The 22,145-nt window shown below is 31.5% G+C and carries 24 protein-coding genes and 1 tRNA gene; 17 read left to right on the top strand and 8 right to left on the bottom strand.

The genetic code is table 11. The annotated features are described in order from the left end of the window. Positions 1-19: 19 nt before the first annotated feature. The 4 genes from H6578_08460 to H6578_08445 all read right to left on the bottom strand — a co-directional run bounded on the left by H6578_08460 (position 20) and on the right by H6578_08445 (position 4,792). Positions 20-1,792: a hypothetical protein gene (locus H6578_08460; GenBank protein ID MCB9227180.1), complete on the bottom strand. Its 1,773-nt coding sequence runs from the start codon at positions 1,790-1,792 to the stop codon at positions 20-22. 20 nt (positions 1,793-1,812) lie between these two features. Beyond that, positions 1,813-2,448 carry a bifunctional nuclease family protein gene (locus tag H6578_08455; protein MCB9227179.1) on the bottom strand — a complete coding sequence of 212 codons (636 nt, stop codon included), beginning with the start codon at positions 2,446-2,448 and terminating at the stop codon, positions 1,813-1,815. Between the two features lie 116 nt (positions 2,449-2,564). Then, a complete protein-coding gene (locus H6578_08450; GenBank protein ID MCB9227178.1) occupies positions 2,565-3,617 on the bottom strand; it encodes an MBL fold metallo-hydrolase in 1,053 nt (350 codons plus the stop codon). A 98-nt stretch (positions 3,618-3,715) separates the two neighbouring features. Then, entirely contained in the window at positions 3,716-4,792 is a 1,077-nt protein-coding gene (locus H6578_08445) for a fatty acid desaturase (GenBank protein ID MCB9227177.1), read from the bottom strand. Between the two features lie 240 nt (positions 4,793-5,032). Between H6578_08445 and H6578_08440 the strand changes: the two genes are divergently transcribed. The 4 genes from H6578_08440 to ftcD are packed head-to-tail and all read left to right on the top strand — an operon-like array spanning position 5,033 to position 10,358. Continuing rightward, the gene (locus H6578_08440) at positions 5,033-6,208 is read left to right on the top strand and encodes a glycosyltransferase family 4 protein (GenBank protein MCB9227176.1); all 1,176 of its coding nucleotides are present in this window, start codon (positions 5,033-5,035) and stop codon (positions 6,206-6,208) included. Then, the gene (locus H6578_08435; GenBank protein ID MCB9227175.1) at positions 6,205-7,395 is read left to right on the top strand and encodes a glycosyltransferase; all 1,191 of its coding nucleotides are present in this window, start codon (positions 6,205-6,207) and stop codon (positions 7,393-7,395) included. The genes H6578_08440 and H6578_08435 overlap by 4 nt, the downstream gene beginning before the upstream one ends. Next, positions 7,392-8,609, top strand: coding sequence for a bifunctional 3,4-dihydroxy-2-butanone-4-phosphate synthase/GTP cyclohydrolase II (locus H6578_08430; GenBank protein ID MCB9227174.1), 1,218 nt, complete (start codon positions 7,392-7,394; stop codon positions 8,607-8,609). Before H6578_08435 ends, H6578_08430 begins: the two co-directional genes overlap by 4 nt. 57 nt (positions 8,610-8,666) lie before the next feature. Continuing rightward, positions 8,667-10,358, top strand: a complete 1,692-nt coding sequence (gene ftcD, locus H6578_08425; GenBank protein ID MCB9227173.1) for a glutamate formimidoyltransferase — start codon at positions 8,667-8,669, stop codon at positions 10,356-10,358. A 111-nt stretch (positions 10,359-10,469) separates the two neighbouring features. Here the strand turns inward: ftcD and H6578_08420 are convergent, their stop codons facing one another. After that, positions 10,470-10,979, bottom strand: coding sequence for a C40 family peptidase (locus tag H6578_08420; protein ID MCB9227172.1), 510 nt, complete (start codon positions 10,977-10,979; stop codon positions 10,470-10,472). Between the two features lie 41 nt (positions 10,980-11,020). Between H6578_08420 and H6578_08415 the strand changes: the two genes are divergently transcribed. The 5 genes from H6578_08415 (at position 11,021) to H6578_08395 (ending at position 12,649) form a co-directional block, all read left to right on the top strand. Further along, positions 11,021-11,356: a MerR family transcriptional regulator gene (locus H6578_08415; protein ID MCB9227171.1), complete on the top strand. Its 336-nt coding sequence runs from the start codon at positions 11,021-11,023 to the stop codon at positions 11,354-11,356. 10 nt (positions 11,357-11,366) lie between these two features. Further along, positions 11,367-11,993, top strand: coding sequence for a fused MFS/spermidine synthase (locus H6578_08410; GenBank protein ID MCB9227170.1), 627 nt, complete (start codon positions 11,367-11,369; stop codon positions 11,991-11,993). Positions 11,994-12,052: 59 nt separating this feature from the next. Next, positions 12,053-12,253, top strand: a complete 201-nt coding sequence (locus H6578_08405; protein MCB9227169.1) for a hypothetical protein — start codon at positions 12,053-12,055, stop codon at positions 12,251-12,253. After that, positions 12,235-12,516: a Txe/YoeB family addiction module toxin gene (locus H6578_08400; protein MCB9227168.1), complete on the top strand. Its 282-nt coding sequence runs from the start codon at positions 12,235-12,237 to the stop codon at positions 12,514-12,516. The genes H6578_08405 and H6578_08400 overlap by 19 nt, the downstream gene beginning before the upstream one ends. Before the next feature lie 59 nt (positions 12,517-12,575). Then, a tRNA-Arg gene (locus H6578_08395) sits at positions 12,576-12,649 on the top strand. 37 nt (positions 12,650-12,686) lie between these two features. Here H6578_08395 and H6578_08390 read toward each other — a convergent pair. Genes H6578_08390 through lepB form a run of 3 tightly spaced genes read right to left on the bottom strand, consistent with a single transcriptional unit; the run spans position 12,687 to position 14,942 of the window. After that, entirely contained in the window at positions 12,687-13,028 is a 342-nt protein-coding gene (locus H6578_08390; GenBank protein MCB9227167.1) for a DUF86 domain-containing protein, read from the bottom strand. Further along, the gene (locus H6578_08385) at positions 13,018-13,326 is read right to left on the bottom strand and encodes a nucleotidyltransferase domain-containing protein (protein ID MCB9227166.1); all 309 of its coding nucleotides are present in this window, start codon (positions 13,324-13,326) and stop codon (positions 13,018-13,020) included. Before H6578_08385 ends, H6578_08390 begins: the two co-directional genes overlap by 11 nt. Positions 13,327-13,367: 41 nt before the next feature. After that, entirely contained in the window at positions 13,368-14,942 is a 1,575-nt protein-coding gene (gene lepB, locus H6578_08380; GenBank protein ID MCB9227165.1) for a signal peptidase I, read from the bottom strand. Between the two features lie 223 nt (positions 14,943-15,165). On the opposite strand from lepB, the gene miaB reads away from it, so the two are divergent. The 8 genes from miaB (at position 15,166) to H6578_08340 (ending at position 21,899) form a co-directional block, all read left to right on the top strand. Then, complete coding sequence (gene miaB / locus H6578_08375; protein MCB9227164.1) at positions 15,166-16,593, top strand: tRNA (N6-isopentenyl adenosine(37)-C2)-methylthiotransferase MiaB; 1,428 nt, start codon at positions 15,166-15,168, stop codon at positions 16,591-16,593. A gap of 24 nt (positions 16,594-16,617) precedes the next feature. Further along, positions 16,618-17,796: a DUF3696 domain-containing protein gene (locus H6578_08370; protein MCB9227163.1), complete on the top strand. Its 1,179-nt coding sequence runs from the start codon at positions 16,618-16,620 to the stop codon at positions 17,794-17,796. A gap of 1 nt (position 17,797) precedes the next feature. Next, on the top strand, positions 17,798-18,259 hold the full coding sequence (locus H6578_08365; protein ID MCB9227162.1) for a hypothetical protein: 462 nt from the start codon (positions 17,798-17,800) through the stop codon (positions 18,257-18,259). A gap of 53 nt (positions 18,260-18,312) precedes the next feature. Then, positions 18,313-19,554, top strand: coding sequence for a sigma-54-dependent Fis family transcriptional regulator (locus H6578_08360; GenBank protein MCB9227161.1), 1,242 nt, complete (start codon positions 18,313-18,315; stop codon positions 19,552-19,554). Next, a complete protein-coding gene (locus H6578_08355) occupies positions 19,551-20,051 on the top strand; it encodes an LptE family protein (protein ID MCB9227160.1) in 501 nt (166 codons plus the stop codon). The genes H6578_08360 and H6578_08355 overlap by 4 nt, the downstream gene beginning before the upstream one ends. 1 nt (position 20,052) lies before the next feature. Continuing rightward, positions 20,053-20,946: a hypothetical protein gene (locus tag H6578_08350; GenBank protein MCB9227159.1), complete on the top strand. Its 894-nt coding sequence runs from the start codon at positions 20,053-20,055 to the stop codon at positions 20,944-20,946. After that, entirely contained in the window at positions 20,946-21,305 is a 360-nt protein-coding gene (secG, locus tag H6578_08345; protein ID MCB9227158.1) for a preprotein translocase subunit SecG, read from the top strand. The genes H6578_08350 and secG overlap by 1 nt, the downstream gene beginning before the upstream one ends. A gap of 84 nt (positions 21,306-21,389) precedes the next feature. Next, positions 21,390-21,899 carry a DUF1761 domain-containing protein gene (locus H6578_08340; protein MCB9227157.1) on the top strand — a complete coding sequence of 170 codons (510 nt, stop codon included), beginning with the start codon at positions 21,390-21,392 and terminating at the stop codon, positions 21,897-21,899. The last annotated feature ends 246 nt before the right edge of the window (positions 21,900-22,145 follow it).

Here is a 22,145-nt window from a genome sequence, read left to right as displayed (position 1 = left end):
ACTGATAACTGTTAGTTGCCTAAAACAACATTCCTGCAATAGTGGCTGTCATAAAGCAAGCTATAGTACCACCTATTAAAGATTTAATACCCAGTTTAGCCAATGTAGATTGCTGGTTTCTGGCTAAAGCACCTATACCGCCTATTTGAATACCTATAGATGCAAAATTAGCAAAGCCACACAAAGCATAAGTAGCTATTATTATAGATTTTTTGCTGGCAAAAAGCTCCGCAGCTTTTAACTTTCCTAAGCTGGCGTAAGCAAAAAACTCGTTTAATATCGTTTTTTCGCCTAATAATTGACCCACTAATACGGAGTCTTTCCAATCAACACCCAATAGCCACGCCACAGGAGAGAAAATCATACCTAAAATATACTGTAAAGTAAGACCTTCAAAACGACCGCTGGTTTTAGCGGCAATGGCATCGTTTACATTTAGCCAATCTCCAATTTGAAAACTCATAGCATTAAACATATACATAAAAGCAGTAAAAACAAGGAGCATGGCACCTACATTTACCGCCAAACTTAATCCGTCTCTTGTTCCATTAGAAATGGCATCTAAAATATTTGCTCCTACTTTTTCTTTAGAAATAGTAAGCTTATCATCTACGTGTTCTGCCGTTTCGGGTACTAACATTTTAGCAGCCACTATAGCCGCTGGTGCCGACATAATAGATGCTGCCAATAAATGAGAAGCAAAAATTTGCTGTTCCTGAATACTATCGCCACCTAAATATCCAACATAAGCACCCAAAACACCTCCCGCTATTGTTGCCATTCCACCTGTCATTAAACACATTATTTCCGATTTTGTCATATCTTTTAAATATGGTTTAACTAATAATGGAGATTCTGTTTGTCCTAAAAATATATTCCCTGCGGCAGCTAAACTTTCTGCTCCCGATAGTTTCATGGTTTTGCTCATAATCCATGCAAATGCGTAAACAATCCATTGAATAATGCCTAAATAATATAGAGCAGAAGATAAAGCCGCAAAAAATATGATGGTTGGTAAAATTTGAAATGCAAAAATAAATCCCATGCTGTCAACATCCGTTACCAAGCCACCAAATAAGAAAGCTGAACCATCTTTTGTAAAATTTAAAACAGAAACAAAACCTTTAGAAACTACATCAAATATGGTTTTTACAAAAGGAACTTTTAATACCAAAATGGCTAAAACTAACTGTAAAGAAACGCCCATTCCTACCGTTTTCCAGTTTATTTTTTTTCTGTCAGAACTAAAAATATAAGCTACTAATAGCAAAAAGAATAAGCCTAATAATCCTCTTAAAGTAGCTATAACCGAAAAATGAGCTAAATCATCATTATTGCTGGTTCTGTTAAAAGAAATATTTATACCATCTCCCGATATTGTTAAGTTATTCTCCGAAAAATCATTAATGCTTAGCTTGTGTATTTTTTCTTCAGAAGTAAAAGTTCCGTCTTTTTGCGAGCTTATTAATTGACCTTCATTATAATGGTTAATTATTAAATCGCCTTGTTCGTCATACACATTAACTATTGAATCAGCTTCTATAGTTTTATTTTGCACAGGAATATTTAATGTTATGGTATTTTCTGCTACTTGGTAAGTTCCAAAGTTAGTTTCTCCAAAAATATTGGTTTCAAACTTATGTTCTTTAGTTAGTTTTAGGTATTGTCCACTGGTATTTACCCATTTTTCGTATATGGTACTTTCGTCTTTTTGTTGTTCTTTATTGCATGAAAAAAACAGTAGTGGAAGTAATAATAATAAACTTGTGGTTTTGATTTGGTTTAAGTTCATTGGTGTTTTTTTAGTTGTAGTTAACTTCTTTTATCAATTTCATCTCTGAGTTTAGCTGCCAGCTCATAGTTTTCATTTTGCAAGGCATTTTCAAGCATTTCTTTAAGCTCGGCTAAGGTATTTTTTTTAAAATCAGTAGTGTTAAATTCTGCAATGTTAATATTGCTAAGGTTTTTCAACTCATCTTCTAAATCTTTATCAAATTCATCAATAGTTTGTTTGGGTTTTTGATTTCCACTTTCGGCATTGCCATAAGCTACAGAATTAAAAAGTTCACTATTAATATAAATAGGGCAATTGTATTTTAACGCCAATGCTAAAGCATCTGAAATTCGGGCATCAAAATCTTCTATTTTATCATTTTTTTGAAAAGTAGTAGTGGTATAATAAATGCCTTCTTTTAAGTTATTGATATTTACTTCAAGCAATTCAACATTAAAGGTTTTACAAACTTTGTAAAAAAGTTCATGAGTCATTACTCGGTTATAATTTAAGCCAATATTTAATGAAATAGCTATTGATTGAGCTTCTGCCATACTTATAACAACAATCATTTTGCGTGTACCAAATTTTTCTTTTAGTATTACGTTAAAAGCTGTTTGACTGGAGGTAACGCCTTCGCCTATGGTTACTACTTCAAGTTGTATTCTGTTCATGAGTATGTAAAATTAAACAATTTATAAGAATGTGAGTATCTATTTTACAAGGAATAGTGCAAATAATACCAATTGTTTATTTAATACAGTATAAGCTATTAATACGAAAATAATTCCTACTCATAACTTTCCCACCATTTTGTATATACTTTATCTTGGGTATAGTTTACTATTTCGCCTAATTGGGGTGTAATGTAAGCTAAATTTTTAGTTGTGGCTGCTGCTGTAAATCGTTCAATAGGCTCTTTCCAATGGTGCAGTGCCAGTGCAAAACCTGCCCAATGATAAGGCATTGCTTTTTTAGCATTAACATTTAACGCAGCTTGTACGGTTTCTTCGGGGTGCATGTGTATTTGATGCCACATTTTATTGTATTGCCCACATTCCATAAAAGCAAAATCTATAGATTTTGCATAGTTTCCTATTTCTTTAAAATGTTTGCCAAAACCGCCATCACCACTAAAATAAAGCGTTTCTTTTGGTGCTTGCATAAGCCAGCCACCCCATAATGTTTGGTCTCTATCGTTAATTCCTCTTCCTGCCGAATGTCGTGTAGGCGTAAATGTAAATTTAATACCTCCAATTTCTTTGCTTTGCCACCAGTCTAACTCGGTAATATTGTTTTGAGAAACTTCCCAAAAATCAAAATGCCTTTTTGAACCTAACGAAACAATGTAGTTTTTTACTTTGCTTTTTAGCTTCATCATGCTATCCAAATCTAAATGGTCGTAGTGGTCGTGAGTAAGCAATAAAATATCTATTTCTGGCAGTTCATCTATAATTTGCAAGGTGTTTTCTGAAAATCTTTTTGAAGCAAATGGAGCGACAGGAGCGGTATCATTCCCAAACATAGGATCTATAAGAATATTTAATCCATTTAAGCGAATTAAAACAACGGCATGACCATACCATATAAATTTAGCTTGTTTTTCATCTTTTAGAAAACCGTCTTTGTCAAATTTTATAATAGGGAGTTTTTGCTCTGGATATCTGCCTTTTTTATCAAAAATCTGTTTTTTTATAAGTTTGGGCAAATTGTACAAATTAATATCAATAGCCGTTCGTTCAAGATTCCTAAATTTTCCTTTCTTCCAGTTTTCAGATTGATTAAGTTGGTCTAATACTTCTTTATCTATTTTTCCACCAAATTGTTTTTTGTAATTTTTCACAAAACAAAGTTAGTTTATGAACGAAAACAATTTATTAAACAGAACGTTAAAAAGTATTATTAACCTGAGTTCCATAAAGATTAACCGAACTCAGGTTATTAAGCAGCTTGATATTTTTCCATTGTTAGTCCTGTAGGCTCTATTTTTTGTGTTCTTTTTTTCAATAAAGCTATAATTTCTTCTTTAGAGCTAAATGTGTTATTTATATTAACCACATGGCTGGCTAATTTGTCGTAATCTTTTTTCATTAAATAGTACCAAACTCCACCAAATTCTATCCCTTCAAAAACTATGGCTTTGTTTTTAGCATAAACTTCTTTGTTTTCAGTTAAATGTTTGGGGTGATCTGTCCAATGCAAAGAGGGTTTTACGTGGTGGCTTATATGGTAGCCGTCATTCCAGCAGCGTTGGTTAAACTTATGGTTAACGCAAGTTATAGAGTTTTTATATTCATTGCCTGGGTCTTCCGGGTCAACAAATGAGTGCTGCGACCAATTGCCGAGCATCATAGTAATTCTGGTGGTAATAAAAGGCAGAATAAAAACTACCAAAGTGGCTTTCCAGTTTAAAAAACTCAAACCTACACACATACCTATAAATAGCAATTCGCCAATAATGGCATTATTTCTTAAGTTTAATCGCTTTTGTTTTTTATTGTAATAAGAGGTAAGCCTAAACAGTCCAAAAAATAAAAAACCTAAAAGATATTTAGAGAAATCTAACTTGCTATCTCTTTGATAGTGCATAGTAGTGCTATCGTCATCTTCAAGGTTGCCTTCTATGTGGTGCATGCCTATGTGGTGGCTAAAATATGCTTCGGGAGATTGCCCCATAAACGGTCCTAATATCCAAGGCAAAAATCTATTCATAAAACTATACTGACTTTTAAACCAAGGGCGGTGGCTGGTTATATGCATCAGTAAGGTAAATCTACTTTTGTATCTAAAAATGTTCATCCACGAATAAAAAACAGCCAAAGGAATCCAAATATATAAAGGCAAGGGTAGGTATAAAATAATTGCCAATGGAATAAACAGTAAAATTAGTCTTATGGTAAAACTTACTAACTGTAAATCTCTTTTATCTCTAATTTTACTTAACCAAAAGTTATCAAATGAAGTATATTGTTCTTTTTCTGTGTATGTAGGGTCTTTTAATAGGGGAAAGGGTCTCATTAATGTGTTTTTTATAGTTTTAGGGCGGTAAAGATTACATTAATAAACTTAAAAATGAAATTATTATTGTTTTTATAAGTATTTGATGGTGTAGTTTTATTAATATTAAATATTATTTAATAAAAATATAAAGGTAAATGTAGTATAGACTTTTATATAATTATTTCACACAGTATTCTACCTTTGTTTATTAAACTTATTATATTTTTGTAGCTCAACAAAAGTTTAATTTCCATTTTGATGAATGTTTTGCAGATTTGTAAAAAGTCGCCCTTACCTCCAAAAGATGGCGAATCTTTGGCTATTCATCAAATAACTAAAGCTTTGGTGGCTCATGGTACTCATGTAGATGTGGTATGTATGCTCACCCAAAAACATCATGAGTTTAGTGATACTTCTGCTTTGCCTAACACACATTATTATCCTATAAAAATATGTACCCAACCCAGCATAAAAGGTGTAATTAATAATTTCAGTAAAAATGAGCCGTACATTGTAGAGCGGTTTTATAACAAAGATGTAGAAGATAAAATTGTTGACTTATTAAGCCGTAAAACCTATGATTTTATTATTTTAGAAGGTGTTTTTTTGGGATTGTATATTGATGTAATAAAAAAGAATACAAAGGCTAAAATTATTTTGAGAGCCCATAATGTAGAGCATCAAATATGGGAAAGGATAGCTGAAAACGAGCGAAATTTGTTTAAAAAAACCTATTTGAAAAAGGTAATGAATGAAAAATTCAGTGTTTTTGAAGCTGAAATTGTTAAAAAAGTAGATGCCATTGTGCCTATATCGCCTGTAGATGAACAGTATTTTAAAAATATTAGCCAAAAACCACTACTTACTATTCCTATGACGGTAGATACCGTAAAAAAAGAGCCTTTACCTACTGATTTTAAAATTGGTTTTATAGGAGGCATGGATTGGTTGCCTAATTTAAAAGGCATAAAATGGTTTTTAGATCAGGTTTGGAAACCATTTGTGCAAGAACATAAAGAAGCTGAGTTTTATTTAGCTGGCAGAAATTTCCCGAAAAAAAGTAGCTTTTTAAACCTTAAAGGTGTAAAAGTACAGGGCGAAGTAGAAAATGCGGAGTCATTTTTAAATCAATTACAAATAGTAGTTACGCCCATATTTAGTGGTAGCGGTATGCGAGTTAAAATAATTGAAGCTATGAATTTAGGTAGATGTGTATTAAGCACTTCTATAGGTGCAGAAGGAATTAATTATACCGATAAAGAAAACATAGTTATAGCCAACACAAAACAAGAGTGGATTGATGCTTTAAATATGCTTAAAAATAATTATGCTAAAGTAGTGGAAATAGGCAATAATGCCAGTGCTATGGTACAGCAAAATTACAAGCAAAATACCTATGCCGATAAGCTCATAAAATTCATTAAAGAAATATGATAAATGTATTCTATATTGTCATTTTTATTTCTATATTTACAGTGTTGTTCTCTTATATATTTTATCCTCTTTTAGTGGCTATTTTAGCTAAAAGAAAACAGCGAGGTGGAGCAGTTTATAGCCAAAATGAATTACCTAAAATTGCATTGGTATTTGCGGCCTATAATGAGGAAAAAATCATAGTGCAAAAAATGAATAATTTAAACACTATTGATTACCCATCTCATCTACTTGATATTTACATCGGTTTAGACAACCCCAGTGATAGGACAGAGGAGCTAATTCATCAAAATTGTGAGCTTAAATTCAAATTAAGCGTACAAAATTTTACTGAGAGAGGAGGAAAGTCGGAAGTGTTAAATAAATTGTTTAGTAAAATAATACAATTATCTGATTATGAATATATTATAATGAGCGATGCTAATATTATTAGCAAAGAAAATTGTATTTTTGAGCTCATAAAATACTTCAAAAATCCTAAAGTTGGTGTGGTGGGAGCTGTTATACAAAATGTTTATAAGAGCAATTCAGAAGTGGGTGTTCAAGAGAAATTTTACATTAAAAATGAGGGGCAATTAAAGGTAAATGAGGGCTTAGTTTTTGGCACTTCAGTGGGAGCATTTGGAGCATTTTATGCCATACGTTCTAAGTACATAAAACCCATTCCAAAAAACTACTTAATGGAAGATTTTTATTTGAGTATGAATGCCCTCCGAGAGGGTGCTTTTTCATTGTCCAATCCGGAGGCAATTGTGTATGAAGATTTGCCCGGAACGCTAAATGAGGAGTTTAAAAGAAAAAGGAGAATTTCTACCGGAAATTTCCAAAATTTAAGTGCTTATTTTGACATCTTTTTTAAGAATGATTTTAGAGTAGTTTTTCCATTTTTTGCACATAAATTTTTGCGTTGGATTACACCTGTTTTATTGTTAATTATTTGCATAGGTGTTACTTATATTTTTGTGAAACAGCCACATATTTTAATGCATAAAATACTATTCATCTTAATGCTTGTTAATTTTATGCTACCCATATTGGATATTGCTTTGCAAAAACTAAAGATAAACGTAAATTTGCTACGGCTACACAGATACTTTATCGCCATGAATATAGCCTTGCTTTTAGGATTTATAGATTGGCTTAAAGGTGTAGAAACAAATATTTGGAAACCCACCGAGAGATTATGAGTAAAATAAAATTAAACTCTATAGAAGAAGCTATAGAGGATATTAAAAAAGGCAAAATAGTAATAGTTGTTGATGATGAAGACAGAGAAAATGAAGGCGACTTTGTTACGGCAGCCAGAAATGTTACCCCCGATATTATAAATTTTATGGCACGGGAAGGGCGTGGACTTATATGTGCTCCACTTACTGAAGAACGCTGTGAGGAATTAGGCTTAGATTTAATGGTAGGTAAAAATACGGTGTTGCACCAAACGCAATTTACTGTTTCGGTAGATTTAATAGGGCATGGGTGTACTACGGGAATTTCTACACATGACAGAGCAAAAACAGTACAAGCCTTAATAAATAAAGATACTAAACCTTCTGATTTTGGCAAACCGGGGCATATTTTTCCCTTAAAAGCAAGGGAAGGAGGCGTGCTTCGTAGGGCAGGGCATACAGAGGCGGTAATAGATTTGGCACGTTTGGCAGGGTTTGAACCAGCTGGTGTTTTGGTTGAAATATTGAATGAAGATGGTACTATGGCAAGATTGCCTAACCTTGTGGAAGTAGCTAAAAAACATGACTTGAAAATTATTTCTATTGAAGATTTAATAGAATATAGAATTAAGAATGAAAGTTTGATAAAAGAAGAAGTACAAATAAAAATGCCTACAAAACATGGTAATTTTGATTTAATAGCATTTACGCAAACAGATACGGGAGATTTACATTTTGCTTTAAAAATGGGAGATTGGAAAAAAGGAGAACCTGTATTAACACGCGTACATTCTTCATGCCTTACTGGCGATTTGTTAGATTCCTTGCGTTGCGATTGTGGCGACCAACTTAGTGCCGCTTTAGATATGATAAACAAAGAAGGCAAAGGATTATTGTTATATATGCAGCAAGAGGGAAGAGGAATAGGTTTGCTAAACAAACTAAAAGCATACAAACTGCAAGAGCAGGGCTACGATACTTATGAAGCTAATGAGATGCTTGGGTTTGAAATGGATCAAAGAGATTATGGCGTAGGAGCTCAAATATTGCGTGCTTTAGATGTTACCAAGCTTAGATTAATGAGCAATAATCCAAAGAAAAGAGTAGGATTAATAGGCTACGGTTTAGAAGTAGTAGAAAATGTATCTATAGAAGTATGCCCTAATCCTAACAACCACAAATATTTGACTACCAAAAAAGAAAAAGGCGGACACGAAATTCTGAAAGAAGAGTAAGGGTTTTTCTATAACGTAATATTCTCATTGCTTACCTTTGCATAAAAACCAAATTCAATGAAGAAATTAATAGAGTGCGTCCCTAATATTTCAGAAGGTAGAGATGAAAATATAATAAAAGAAATATACAGTGTTGTAGAAACAGTAGAAGGAGTTAAACTATTAGATGTTGACCCCGGAAAAGCCACTAACCGAACTGTTATAACTTTTGTAGGCGAACCTGAGCCTGTGGTGCAAGCGGCTTTTCTTTTAATAAAAAAAGCACAGCAACTAATAGATATGAGTAAGCATAAAGGCGAACACCCACGTTTTGGTGCTACAGATGTTTGTCCTTTTATTCCTGTGGCTAATGCTACTATGCAAGACTGTATAGAATGTGCTCAAAAGTTGGGAAAGCTTGTAGGAGAAGAGCTTAATATTCCTGTATATTTATACGAAAATGCAGCAAGTGCTCCACACAGAAAAAATTTAGCCAGTGTTCGTGCGGGAGAATATGAAGGAATAGCCGATAAAATAACGCAAGATAAATGGAAACCTGATTTTGGTCCAGCAGTTTTTCAAGCTAAAAGTGGCAATATTGCTATAGGTGCAAGGGATTTTTTAATAGCTTATAATGTTAATTTAAACACTACTTCGGTGCGTAGAGCCAACAGTATAGCGTTTGATATTAGAGAAAAAGGAAGAGTAAAAACAGAAGATGGTACACCTACGGGAAAAAAAGTATTGGATGCCAATGGAAATCCTGTTAGAGAAGCAGGTACTTGCAAAGGAGTAAAAGCTATCGGGTGGTTTATAGAAGAATATGGCGTAGCTCAAATAAGTATGAATATTACTAATGTAAACGAAACGCCATTGCACAAAGCTTTTGATGAGTGTGTAAAATCGGCATACAACAGAGGAATGAGAGTAACAGGAAGTGAGCTTGTAGGGCTTGTACCTTTAAAAAGTATGTTAGATGCAGGAAAATATTTTTTACAGAAACAAGAAAGAAGCGTTGGCGTTAGCAATGATGAATTGATAAAAATAGCTGTAAAAAGTATGGGATTAGATGAATTAACACCATTTGACCCTAAGAAAAATATAATAGAATACATGCTTGCAGAGGAAGATAAACGTCCGTTGGTAAACATGGATTTAACGGCTTTTGCAAACGAAACAGCCAGCGAAAGTCCTGCTCCCGGTGGAGGTAGTATAGCTGCTTATGTAGGTGCTTTAGGAGTTAGTTTGGGTACTATGGTAGCTAATTTATCTTCGCATAAAAGAGGGTGGGATAGTAGATGGAAAGAGTTTTCTGACTGGGCAGAAAAAGGGCAAAAAATAAAAGATAAATTGCTTTGGCTGGTAGATGAAGATACTAATGCTTTTAATAAAATAATGGATGCTTTTAAATTACCCAAAGGAAGTGAAGAAGAAAAGAAAATAAGAGCAAAAGCTATAGCCGATGCTACAATTTATGCTATAGAAATACCATTGCAAGTAATGGAAACTTCATTAAGCAGTTTTGAATTATTAAAAGAAATGGCATTAAATGGCAATCCAAACTCGGTAAGTGATGCCGGAGTAGGGGCTTTATGTGCCAGAAGTGCGGTATTAGGAGCTTTTTTAAATGTAAAAATAAACATAGCAGACAGCAAAAATGAAAGTTTTAAAAAAGAAACATTAGCTAAGGCACAAAATATGGCTGATAAAGCCATAGCTTTAGAAAAAGAAATAATAGAAATAGTAGATGCTAAAATAAGTATGAGTTAGCTCTATTTAATACCAATTGTTAATGCAAAATAGTCCAAACTATTTAGGGTTTTACAGTGGTAAATGCCGAATTTTGGACAAAACTCAAAAGAGAGCGTCAATAGTATTTCACTATTCACTTCTAAAATCAACTATTCTTTTATTAAATAGCCATCTATCGTTAAAATATTTGCTTTGTTGAAGCACTTCTTCAATAACGCCTTTAGATGTGGTAGCGTGTATAATGTAAATGAGTCCGTCTTTAATTTTTGAAACCATGGCAACATGATTTATAGTGCTGTTACTTCTCCCTTTAAAAAAGATTAAATCGCCAGCTTGCAGATTATCGGCAGTTACATAAATTCCTTTTTTTGAAATTTCCGAAGAGCTGTGAGGCAAACTAATATTGGCACTTTTATAAGCAGTACAAACAAAACCGCTACAGTCCATACCATTTTTATTAGTACCAGCATATTTATATGGAGTGTTCATATAAGTGTTTCCCGTTTGTAAAATTAATTTAACCGTAGAATCGGGAAGTATAGATGCATTAGTATGTTGATAATCAATAGAATCTAACTGTTGGCTGTTGGCTACTCCAAAAAAAGAAAAACATAATATTACAATTAATACTTTATTCATTGAAACAAATTTATTACCTTGCGGTTAAATAAACAAATTGCGTGCCTTATAAAGATTTTGAAATAACAAAGTTGTATTATCCCATAGGAGAAGTGGCTGAAATATTTGATGTAAATACTTCATTAATTCGCTATTGGGAAAAAGAGTTTGATATTCTTAAACCCCGAAAAAATAGGAAAGGCAATCGTTTATTTACTAAAAAAGATTTAGAGAATTTAAAAATCATTTACCATTTGGTAAAAGAGAAAGGTTATACTTTAGAAGGAGCGAAACTAAAGCTTAAAAATAACAAAACCGATGTGCTTCAAAACCAGCAAATAATAGATTCTTTGCAGTCAATAAAGTCTTTTTTAATACAAATTAAAGAAGATTTGTAAACATTATACAATGTTTTTCAAGAAGCTAATCAGTTATTTTTATCCTATTATTATTCAAAAATATAGCTCAAAATACAATGGTGTTTTAGAGTTGAGTTTGCAAAATGGACAACTGGTTGTAGATGCTAAAAATGCTAATTATTCTTACGGGAGTTTACATAAATTATTTAGAAAAGTAATTGATGAGTTTACATTTGAGGAAGGCAAAAAAGAGGTGCTGATTTTAGGCTTTGGAGCAGGAAGTATAGCCACTATTTTATGCAAAGAACAAAAAATAGACTGCCGTATAGATGGCGTAGAGATAGATAATGTTATGCTTCAAATTTATAATGAGCATTTTAAAATGGAAGGAGTAGAATTGCAAGTTTTTACACAAGATGCTATTTTGTATTTAACTAATTGCCAAAAAAAATACGACTACATTTTTATAGATTTATTTACCGATTTAAAAGTTCCCGATAAATTTATCCAGCAGAATTTCCTTAATTTAGTAAAAAAAGTGAGCAAGCCTTCAACTCAAATAGCTATGAATACTATTAATAATTCTCAGTTTGAACAAATATGGGTAGAAACTTTTGGTAATAAAGCTTATTCTCGTTTTTATTATGGGTTGAATACCATTTTGTATAAAATTTAAGAACTTTTACTCATGTAATTTTGTATATTTAGTGTTAAAAATATAGTTTTACATATATTATGGCAACCATAACATTAAAATATAATCCAAAAAATAAGTTAGCCAAAAAGACTATTGATTTCATTTTAACATTGGGAATTTTTGAAATTAAGGGTGAAGATAAAGTTGCTAAGGATTTCATAGCTGAGTTAGAAAGGCGTATAGAAGAAGAGAAATTTATAGAAGTAAATGCTTCTGATATATGGCAAAGTATCAAGTAAAAGTTTCTGAAAGTGCTTATAAGGAATTGCTTCAGCATAAAAAAGCTGGAAATAAATCTGATTTAAGAAAAATAGCTTCTATTTTTAAAGAATTGGAATTACATCCGTATGAAGGTATTGGAAAACCTGAACTTTTAAAGTATAGTTTAAAAGGTTTTTGGAGTAGAAGAATCAATAAAAAAGATAGAATTATTTATAAAATTGAAGATGAAAAAGTTTTGGTTTATGTAGTTTCTGCAAAAGGGCATTATTTTGACAAATAAACTGAAAGGAAACAAATAATTTAGTTAATGTTTTATATATTTGCACTCCATTAAAAAATGGCTCTGTAGCTTAACTGGATAGAGCACTTCGTTACGGCCGAAGAGGTTCGGGGTTCGAATCCCTGCAGAGTCACAAAAAAATCCCACCAAAAATACTTGGTGGGATTTTTTTATTTCATTTTTGAGATTAGGTCATTAATTTGATTTTTTAACAAAGGCAAATCTTTAGAAAGAATCCCCCAAATAATGACATCATCAACCTTATCGTAGCCATGTATTACCCAATTTCTTAGACTTACTATTCTTTTTGAATTAGAAATATTAATTTCTGCGTTAATTTTTAATATTCTATTTGTTGCTTCTCCTATAATTTCTAATTCTCTTTCAACAGCTCTCCTCAATAACTTATTTGATTCATAATCATTAAAATCCATTCTATTATCAAGATAATCGTAAATAGAACCTATAGACTCTTGTATATCATATAAGTATTTGAGAATTTTACGCTGCATATAGCAATTGTTTATTTTCTTCAATACTCTCAATTAGATAAGGATTTGAAAGTGAGTTTTCTGTTATTAAATCTATTTTTCTATTAAACAATTCTTCTAATTTGTAATGTAAATTAAAGTAATTGTCAGTGTATCTTTCAATTGAAATATTCTTCTTAAAAGAAATTAAAATATCAATATCACTTTCATCATTAAAACTTTGAGTACAAGCTGAACCAAAAATATACATAGTCTGTACGTCATATTTTTTACAAAGTTCTTTAAGCTTATCTATCTTGCTATAAATTAACTTATTCATGGCTCATACTTTATTATACCAAATATAATACTTTTTTCTTACTACTCCGTAAACTTTTTATCTTTTGGAGCCCAGTTACTATGTATGCCTCTAAAAAATCTATTTAAACGTAAGAAACTATTTTCTTTACTGTAAGAAGCTACTAAAAACCATGCTTTGCCTACAATATGGTCTTCCGGCACAAAACCCCAATATCTTGAGTCTTGCGAACGGTGGCGGTTATCTCCCATCATCCAATAGTAGTCCATTTTAAAAGTATATTCTTTTACAGGACTGCCATTTAAAATAGCTTGCCCGTTTTTAATTTCTAAAGTATTGTTTTCATACACTCTTATACATCTTTGGTAAAGTAAATAATTATGTTTATTTAGTTCTACGGTCATTCCTTTTTTAGGTATTATAATAGGACCATAATTATCTACATTCCATTTAAAATCTTTATTGTAAGGGTAGTAAGTGTATTCATAATAAGCATAATCACTTTCTGCATTATGAAAAAATGGTTTTACCTCATTAACCTGCGAATAAAGTTTTAATTTTTCGGCTTTCCCGGCAGAAGTATATATTTCATAAGCATTATTTATACCTTGTATGGGATTAAATTCTGTTATATCTACTTTATAAAATTCATCATTAGAAATAGGAGAGCCATTAGTGGTAACTAAATATCTAAACTGTGCATTTTCAGGCAAATAAGCTTTTTCGCCATTTATAAATAATGTTCCTCCTTTTATTTGTAGTGTATCCCCCGGCAAACCTACACATCTTTTTATGTAGTTTTCTCTTTTATCTACAGGTCTATATACTACTGTATATTGTTCTTTTACAGCTTCCCTTGGGTTGGGTGCTCCTTCCAGTTCTGCTCTACGTACTAAATCGTAGTAAGGCAAGGCACTGTCGTATTCTTTAGTAGTAGTATCATTAGCCGGAAAGTTAAAAACCACCATGTCATTTCTTTTAACATTCTGTATTTTAGGTAGTCTTTTATACGGCAGTTTTATCCATTCTAAATAAGATTTTGTGCCTCCTAAAATTTTAGGAAAACTGTGGTGCACCAAAGGAAAAGCTATAGGCGTATTGGGTATTCTGCTTCCATAATGAAATTTGCTAACTACCAGCACATCGCCTACACGTAGCGTGCCTTCCATGCTGGATGTAGGTATGGCATATATTTCAAAAATAAAAGTACGGATAAAATAAGCAGCAAATATGGCAAATATAATAGCATCTGCCCATTCTCTTACTTTAGATTTTTTTGGTTTCTTATAACCATCGGTTTCGCCTTTAGGTCCGTAGTATTTTTCATCTTTATTTAATCCCAAATAAGGCAACCAGAAGAATCCAAAAACTATAGCTACACTATGCTCCCAAAATGAATGTCTGCGGTACGTATCACTGGTTTCTCCTATTAAATTGGTATAAATAAATAAATTTAAAACAGGTACAAAACTTCCCCAAATAAACCATTTAGGTTTGTCGGTCAATTCTATCCAGTTTTTTATTCTTAAATAAGGCACTAAAGCTTTCCAGCCGGCAACTCCCGCTTTTTCAAACCACAAATATAAACCGGCTAAATATCCAATTAAAAGTAGTATGGCTACAATTATATAAATCATAAAATTTTATTATTAACCTTGCAAAAATAATGTTTTATGTTAAACCAACTATATAAAATGTCTTGTAATAAGTTAAATTATGTAATGAAGCTTTTAAAAGTTAATATTTAACTGTCAAAGTGTCAGTTATTCTTTTCTATTTTATATCTTTGCTTTTCAATTTTTTTTGAAGATGTCGGAATTATACAATAATAAAATACCGTTTGAGCTAAAAACTAAAGAAATGGACGAGAGTAAGCAAGGAAATGCTACTCAAATGCAGCGTCCTGAAAATGTAAAAAGTAATGGCAAAAAATATTATATAGAAAGCTATGGCTGTGCTATGAATTTTGCAGATAGCGAAGTAGTTGCCTCCATTTTAGCAGGAGAAGGCTATGACGCTACCAAAGATTTTAATGAAGCAGATGTAGTGTTTGTAAATACTTGTTCTGTTAGAGAAAAAGCGGAGCAAACTGTGCGTAATAGATTGAATCATTTTAAAGTAATAAAAAAACGCAACAAAGGTGCTGTTATAGGCGTGCTTGGGTGCATGGCAGAAAGGCTGAAAGACCAATTTTTAGAAGAAGAAAAATTAGTAGATATTGTCGTAGGCCCAGATGCATACAGAAGTTTGCCCGGTTTAATAAACGAAGCAGAAACAGGACAGAAAGGTGTAAATGTACTTTTATCAAGAGATGAAACGTATGCAGATATTACTCCTGTGCGTTTAGCATCTAATGGTGTAAATGCTTTTGTTTCTATAACAAGAGGTTGCGATAATATGTGTTCATTTTGCGTAGTGCCACACACCAGAGGGCGAGAGAGAAGCCGAAATCCGGAAAGTATTTTAGCCGAAATTAGAGATTTATATAGTAAAGGCTATAAAGAAGTTACTTTATTAGGGCAAAACGTTGATTCTTATAGATGGAGTGATGACGAAAAAATTAGAGGTAAAAAACTTATTGAGCTAAAGTACTCTGATGAAGTATTTAATTTTGCTAATTTGTTAGAAGCTGTTGCACAAGTTGCACCTGATTTACGTGTTCGTTTTTCAACATCGCACCCAAAAGATATGACAGATGATGTGCTACACACTATGGCAAAATATGAAAATATATGCAATTATGTACACCTACCTGTACAAAGTGGCAATAGCGATGTGCTGGAACGGATGAATAGAACTTATGACCGTGAATGGTATATGAACAGAATAGACGCTATTAAAAAGATAGTACCGGATTGTGGCATTTCGTCCGATATAATAGCGGGGTTTTGTGGAGAAACAGAAGAGCAACATCAAGATACTTTAAGCTTAATGGAAGAAGTGAAATATGATATGTCGTATATGTTTTTCTATTCGGAAAGACCGGGAACATTAGCGGCTAAACGCTATGAAGATGATATACCTTTAGAAGTAAAGAAAAGAAGATTGGCAGAAATAATAGAACTACAAAACAAACATTCATTAATTAGTAATCAAAAAGATTTAGGTAAAGTTTTTAAAGTTTTAGTAGAAAAACCATCTAAAAAAAGTGATGAAGATTTATGTGGAAGAAACGACCATAATAAAATGGTTATTTTCCCTAAAGGAAATTTAAAGCCTGGCGACTATGTAGATGTTAAAATTACAGATTGTACCACGGCTGTTTTGATAGGGGAGGTGGTAGGATAATTAAATTGAAGAATAGATAATGATATGATAATTAGAGGATTAAGTTTAAAGAATTTCAAATGCTTTGAGCAGGTTGATGTTGATTTTGGTAAAATCACTTTGCTATTAGGAGCAAATAGTAGTGGTAAAAGTTCACTGCTGAATGCTATTTTGGTTGCGTTTCAATCAAATGCATTTCCATTGGAGTTTAACTATAATGACAAATATGTTGACTTGGGAGATTTTAAAGAAATTGTATATAATCATGATGAAAATAAATTGGTAGAAATAAGTCTAAATATAAGAGAATTTAAAGATGATAGAGCTCTTAGAAAACTTGTTTTTAAAGATAATTTCGTTAAAGAGGCATCAACAAATCTTTATAATATAGATTTAAATAAAAATAAAATTATAACATTAAATAAGGAATATAAAAAAATATATTCAGATATTTTTGCAAGACCTTTTGAATCAGATATTAAAAATAAAGATTTTGACAATGTTGACGAACTTTTTTATCTTGAAAATATATTATGGAAAGCTTATACTAATAAATTTAATTTTATATCTTCATATAGGTTATTTCCTGAAAGAACTTACTATCAAAAAAATCAACGTACGGTTGAGATTCAAAAATTTGGTGAAAATTATTTGGAACAAATAAGAAATTGGAAGTTGAATAAATATGATAAATTTAGAGAATTAGTTGCTGTTTTACGCGATTTAAACTTATTACATAATTTAAAGTTGAACGAAATTCAAGGTGGTAGATATGAACTTAGAGTAAAACCAAAAAGAGGGAATTCTTATTCAGCATTGAGTGATGTAGGTTTTGGGATTAGCCAGTTTTTACCAATTGTAGTGGCAGATTTGCAGTTAGGCGAAAAATCTACTTTAGCCGTTTCTCAACCTGAAATTCACTTACATCCTAATATTCAAGCTAATTTTAGTGATTATATGGTAAAAAACGTTTTAGAATCCAATAAAAATTATATTATAGAAACTCATAGTGAACATATTTTAAATAGGCTTCGCTTAAATATTGTAGAAGGTAAAATAAATACTGAAGATGTAAAAGTATATTATTTTGAAAATGACGGTAGTAAATCTAATATTACTGAAATAAAATTAACAAAAAACGGTAGAATTGAAAATGCTCCTAAAGACTTTTTCAATACCTATATGATGGATGTAATGAATATAGCGGCTAAAGCCATGGAATAGAATGAGAAAAGATATTTTTATTGATAATAATATTGCTAAAAATTTAACAAATCCTTTATCTGAAGAGTATAGGGAATTAAAAGATTGGTTAATACAATTTGATGAAAAAAACATAGATAAATGTGCTGTACTTGTTTTATCTCAAAAATTAATTGTAGAGTATATTAGTACATCCGATTTTTCATATAAACAAAATATTTCAGTAATCATTGAATTAATGAGAAATCAAAAAAGAACAAACGAATTTAAGAATATTGAAATAAAGTCTTTTCAAGATAAATATTATACAAAAAAGTTGAAACTAAGAAGTAATCAAAAAGATCAAAATCATATTCCTATCGTGTTAATGTCTGACAGAAAAATGGCAATAACTTTAGATAAAAAATTTAAGTATGATTTAGATAATTTTCCTGGATTTACTACTGAAACGGCAAAGAAACCAAGTGAATTAGATTATAAATAACAAAATCCTCATCAATGATGAGGATTTTGAAAGCAAAGAAATGAAATAATAAAATGTCAATACAAAGCATAAAACAACGATTTGGAATAGTAGGAAACTCGCCTGCACTAAACTATGCCATAAGCATAGCAGAGCGAGTAGCTCCTACAAATTTATCGGTATTAATAGCAGGAGAAAGTGGAACAGGAAAAGAAGTTTTTTCTCAAATAATACACCAGCTAAGTAGCCGAAAACACAATAAATTTATAGCCGTAAACTGCGGTGCTATACCTGAAGGCACTATAGATTCTGAACTTTTTGGACACGAAAAAGGAGCTTTTACAGGAGCTAATGACAAGCGTAAAGGTTATTTTGAAACCGTAGATGGCGGCACCATATTTTTAGATGAAATAGGCGAAATGCCCGTTGATACTCAAGCTCGTTTACTGAGAGTTTTAGAAACAGGAGAATTTATAAAAGTAGGTTCTTCTAAAGAGCAAAAAACAGACGTGAGAGTAGTAGCCGCCACTAATAAAAATCTACTCAACGATATTAAAAAAGGAAAATTTAGAGAAGATTTATATTACAGACTTTGTACCGTGCAAATAGAAACGCCACCGCTAAGAGATAGAGGCAATGATATAGAACTTTTGTTCAGAAAATTTTCGTCAGATTTTGCCGAAAAAAATAGAATGGAAAATATCAGACTTTCTGAAGATGCAAAGCAATTATTACTACAATACAACTGGCCGGGCAATGTTCGTCAGCTTAAAAATATAGCAGAACAAGCCACCATTTTAAGCGATAATAAAGAAATAAATGCCGAAACTCTTAGCCGTTTTATTCCGGATATGCACCACAGAAACCTGCCTCAGCTTTATGATGATAGCTCAACAAGCATAAGCGAAAGAGAAATTTTGTATAAAGTAATGTTTGACTTAAAAAAAGACATGAACGATTTAAAGCAATTTGTATTGCAAATGGCAAAATCAAACAATTTTTCTACAGATGATTTAAAAGATATAGGAATAGAAACCAATCATCAAATAAATGAGTTATCGGGAACACCGCAGAAATATCATTTTCAAGAGCCTAATAATACACCAAATAAACAAGCCGTTGTTATTAATAGTAAAGATGATTTTTTAGAAAGTGAAGAAATAGAAGAGAGCCTTTCTTTAGCCGATATGGAAAAGACAATGATAGTAAAATCATTAGAAAAATATAATGGAAAAAGAAAAGATGCGGCTGAAGAATTAGGAATTTCTGAAAGAACATTGTACAGAAAAATTAAAGAATATAGAATTGATTTATGAGAATATTAGTAGCAATTAGTTTTATAGTGGTAACACTTTCTGCATGCAAAGTATATAGTTTTACGGGAGCAAGTATTAATCCTAATATAAGAACCATATCTGTACAATATATAAGCGATAAAAGTGGAAACAGCCCGGCAACAGCAAGTGATATTTTCACAAACACTTTAAAAGAAAAAATGCTGAATGCTACCAGTTTAAGTTTTGTAAACAATGGTGGCGATGTTGAATTTGACGGATTTATTTCATCTTACAATTATTCTATTCAAGCACCTACGGGCACTCTAACTTCCGATTTGCGTAGAATAACAATGCAGGTTTCTATTACCTACATTAACAATGTAGAAGAAGAAAGTGGTTTTGAAACGCAAACTTTCAGCCGTTTTGCCGATTATCCCGTAGATGAAGATTTATCTTCTGTAGAAGAAAACATCATTAGAGAAATAAGTGAACAACTGGCAGACGATATTTTTAATAAAGCTTTTGTAAATTGGTAGTTTGGAGCAAATAATAGAACATATTACTCAAATAAATAAAGGGATATTGCCCAATTTCAGTGCTAACGAAATTGATACATTAATAAAAGAATATCCTTGTTTTACAGCTTTATACGTATTAAAATCAATTAATTCAAAAAACAATAGTTCTCAAGATGTTTTTAATGATGAACTGCCTCATGTGGCATTAAAAGTTCAAGATAGAGCCAAATTGTATGATTTGTTGCATCAAAATTATTTTAAGCAAGAAACAGATGAAGATATTTTAGATAAAGAAGCAGAACAGATTTTAAACTCAGCAGAACAACTTAAAAATGAGGCTGTTATAGAGAGTGATAAAATTATAGTGGAAAATAAAACGGCTAAAAAAGTTTCTAAAAAAGAAGATATTTCTACTATAAGCAAAGAAAATGTAGTTAAAAAGAAAGAAAAAACTAAGAAAATAGCTAAACCAAAAGTTAAAAAATCCATCACTAAAAAAACACAAAAAAAGGAAACAGAACTCCCAAAAACAGTTCCTACTTCTTTTGTTGAATGGCTAAAAACTAAAAAAGCATCTCATAAACAAGAAGAAAAAGAACAAGCTACAACTATTAAAGAGCAAGTGCCTATTGACCCCACATTGGCACATGAAGCTATGATTTATCAAGAAAGCAAAAAGACTTCTTATAAATTAGAAGATTTTTTAGTAGCGCAAATTAATAAAAAACAGCAACAAAGGGCTGTAAAAAAAGAGCACAAACTACTGGGAATAAGCGAAACTTATGCTAAAATTTTAGAAAATCAAGAAAATTTTGAAAAGGCAATAGAAGTCTATAAAGAATTAAGTATAAAATATCCGAAAAAAAGTGCTACATTTGCAAGCCGAATTAAAAATTTAAAAAATAAACTATAATGTATATTGTTTTATCAATCTTTATATTGCTTTTATGCGTTTTATTAAGCATGGTTATTTTAGTGCAAAATCCAAAGGGTGGAGGCTTAACACAATCTTTAGGTGGAGTAAGCAACCAAGTTTTTGGTGCTAAAAACTCTACAGGTTTAGTAGAAAAAGTTACTTGGTACTTAGCAGGAGCTATTGTAGCACTTTGCATAGTTTCTGTAATATTTATTAGTGGAACTACTCAAATAGACGAAACACCGGCTACAAATGCAGAAAAAATTATTGAAAGTGGAGAAATGCCTACAAACTTTAATCCTAACCAAGGCATAGAAACCTTGCCGGAAGGGACTGAAGCACTTCCTACAGAATAGAATATCTCATTTAGAAAATAATATAAAGCTCTCAAAAGTTAATTTTGAGAGCTTTTTTTGTATCTTTCAAAAAAATAATTAACTATGAACTTCAATTTTTTAGCAGTATTCGTTGCCGCATTAATACCTATGGTATTCGGTTTTGTTTGGTATCATCCTAAAGTTTTGGGTACAGTATGGATGAAAGCCAATAATTTTAAAGAAGACGATTTAAAAGGAGGCAATATGGCTATCATCTTTGGCATTTCCTTTATTTTGAGCCTTTTATTAGCTTTTTACATGAATTTTATAACTATACATCAAACGCACATTTATTCAGCTTTAATGGATATGGCAAATGTAGAAGCTATAGAAAATATAAACACAGAAGTAGGAGCCGATTATGCTAATATGATGGCAAAATATGGACACAATTTCCGTACGTTTAAGCATGGAGCTTTGCATGGTTTTTTAGCCAGTATATTTTTTATGTTACCCATATTAGGTACAAATGCTTTATTTGAAAGAAAAGGCTGGAAATACATTGCTGTAAATGCCGGGTATTGGACAGTTTGCCTAATGATTATGGGCGGAATTGTTTGTGCGTGGGTTTAAAATTATAATCGCTAAAATCTAAATTTTAGCGATTTTTTTTTTAAAAATCAATATGTTAATCTGTTAGGTTTTTTTGTTTCAAAAGGATACTATCCAAAAAAAGTGTGTAAAACTCCAATTGTTAATTTAGAAAAATCTAACTTTCTAAATGTCTATCCATCTAATCGTCTAAAATTGTGTCATCTTTTCATCAATTATTAGAGTTAAACTGCCATTTCTTTATTTAAAACTGACAAACTTTCATTA

Source organism: Chitinophagales bacterium, assembly GCA_020635995.1.
In the GTDB taxonomy this organism is placed as follows: Bacteria; Bacteroidota; Bacteroidia; order Chitinophagales; family UBA8649; genus JAFMKE01.
The sequence above is the reverse complement of the archived record's forward strand: the minus strand, read 5'-3'. Positions and strand labels throughout refer to the sequence as shown.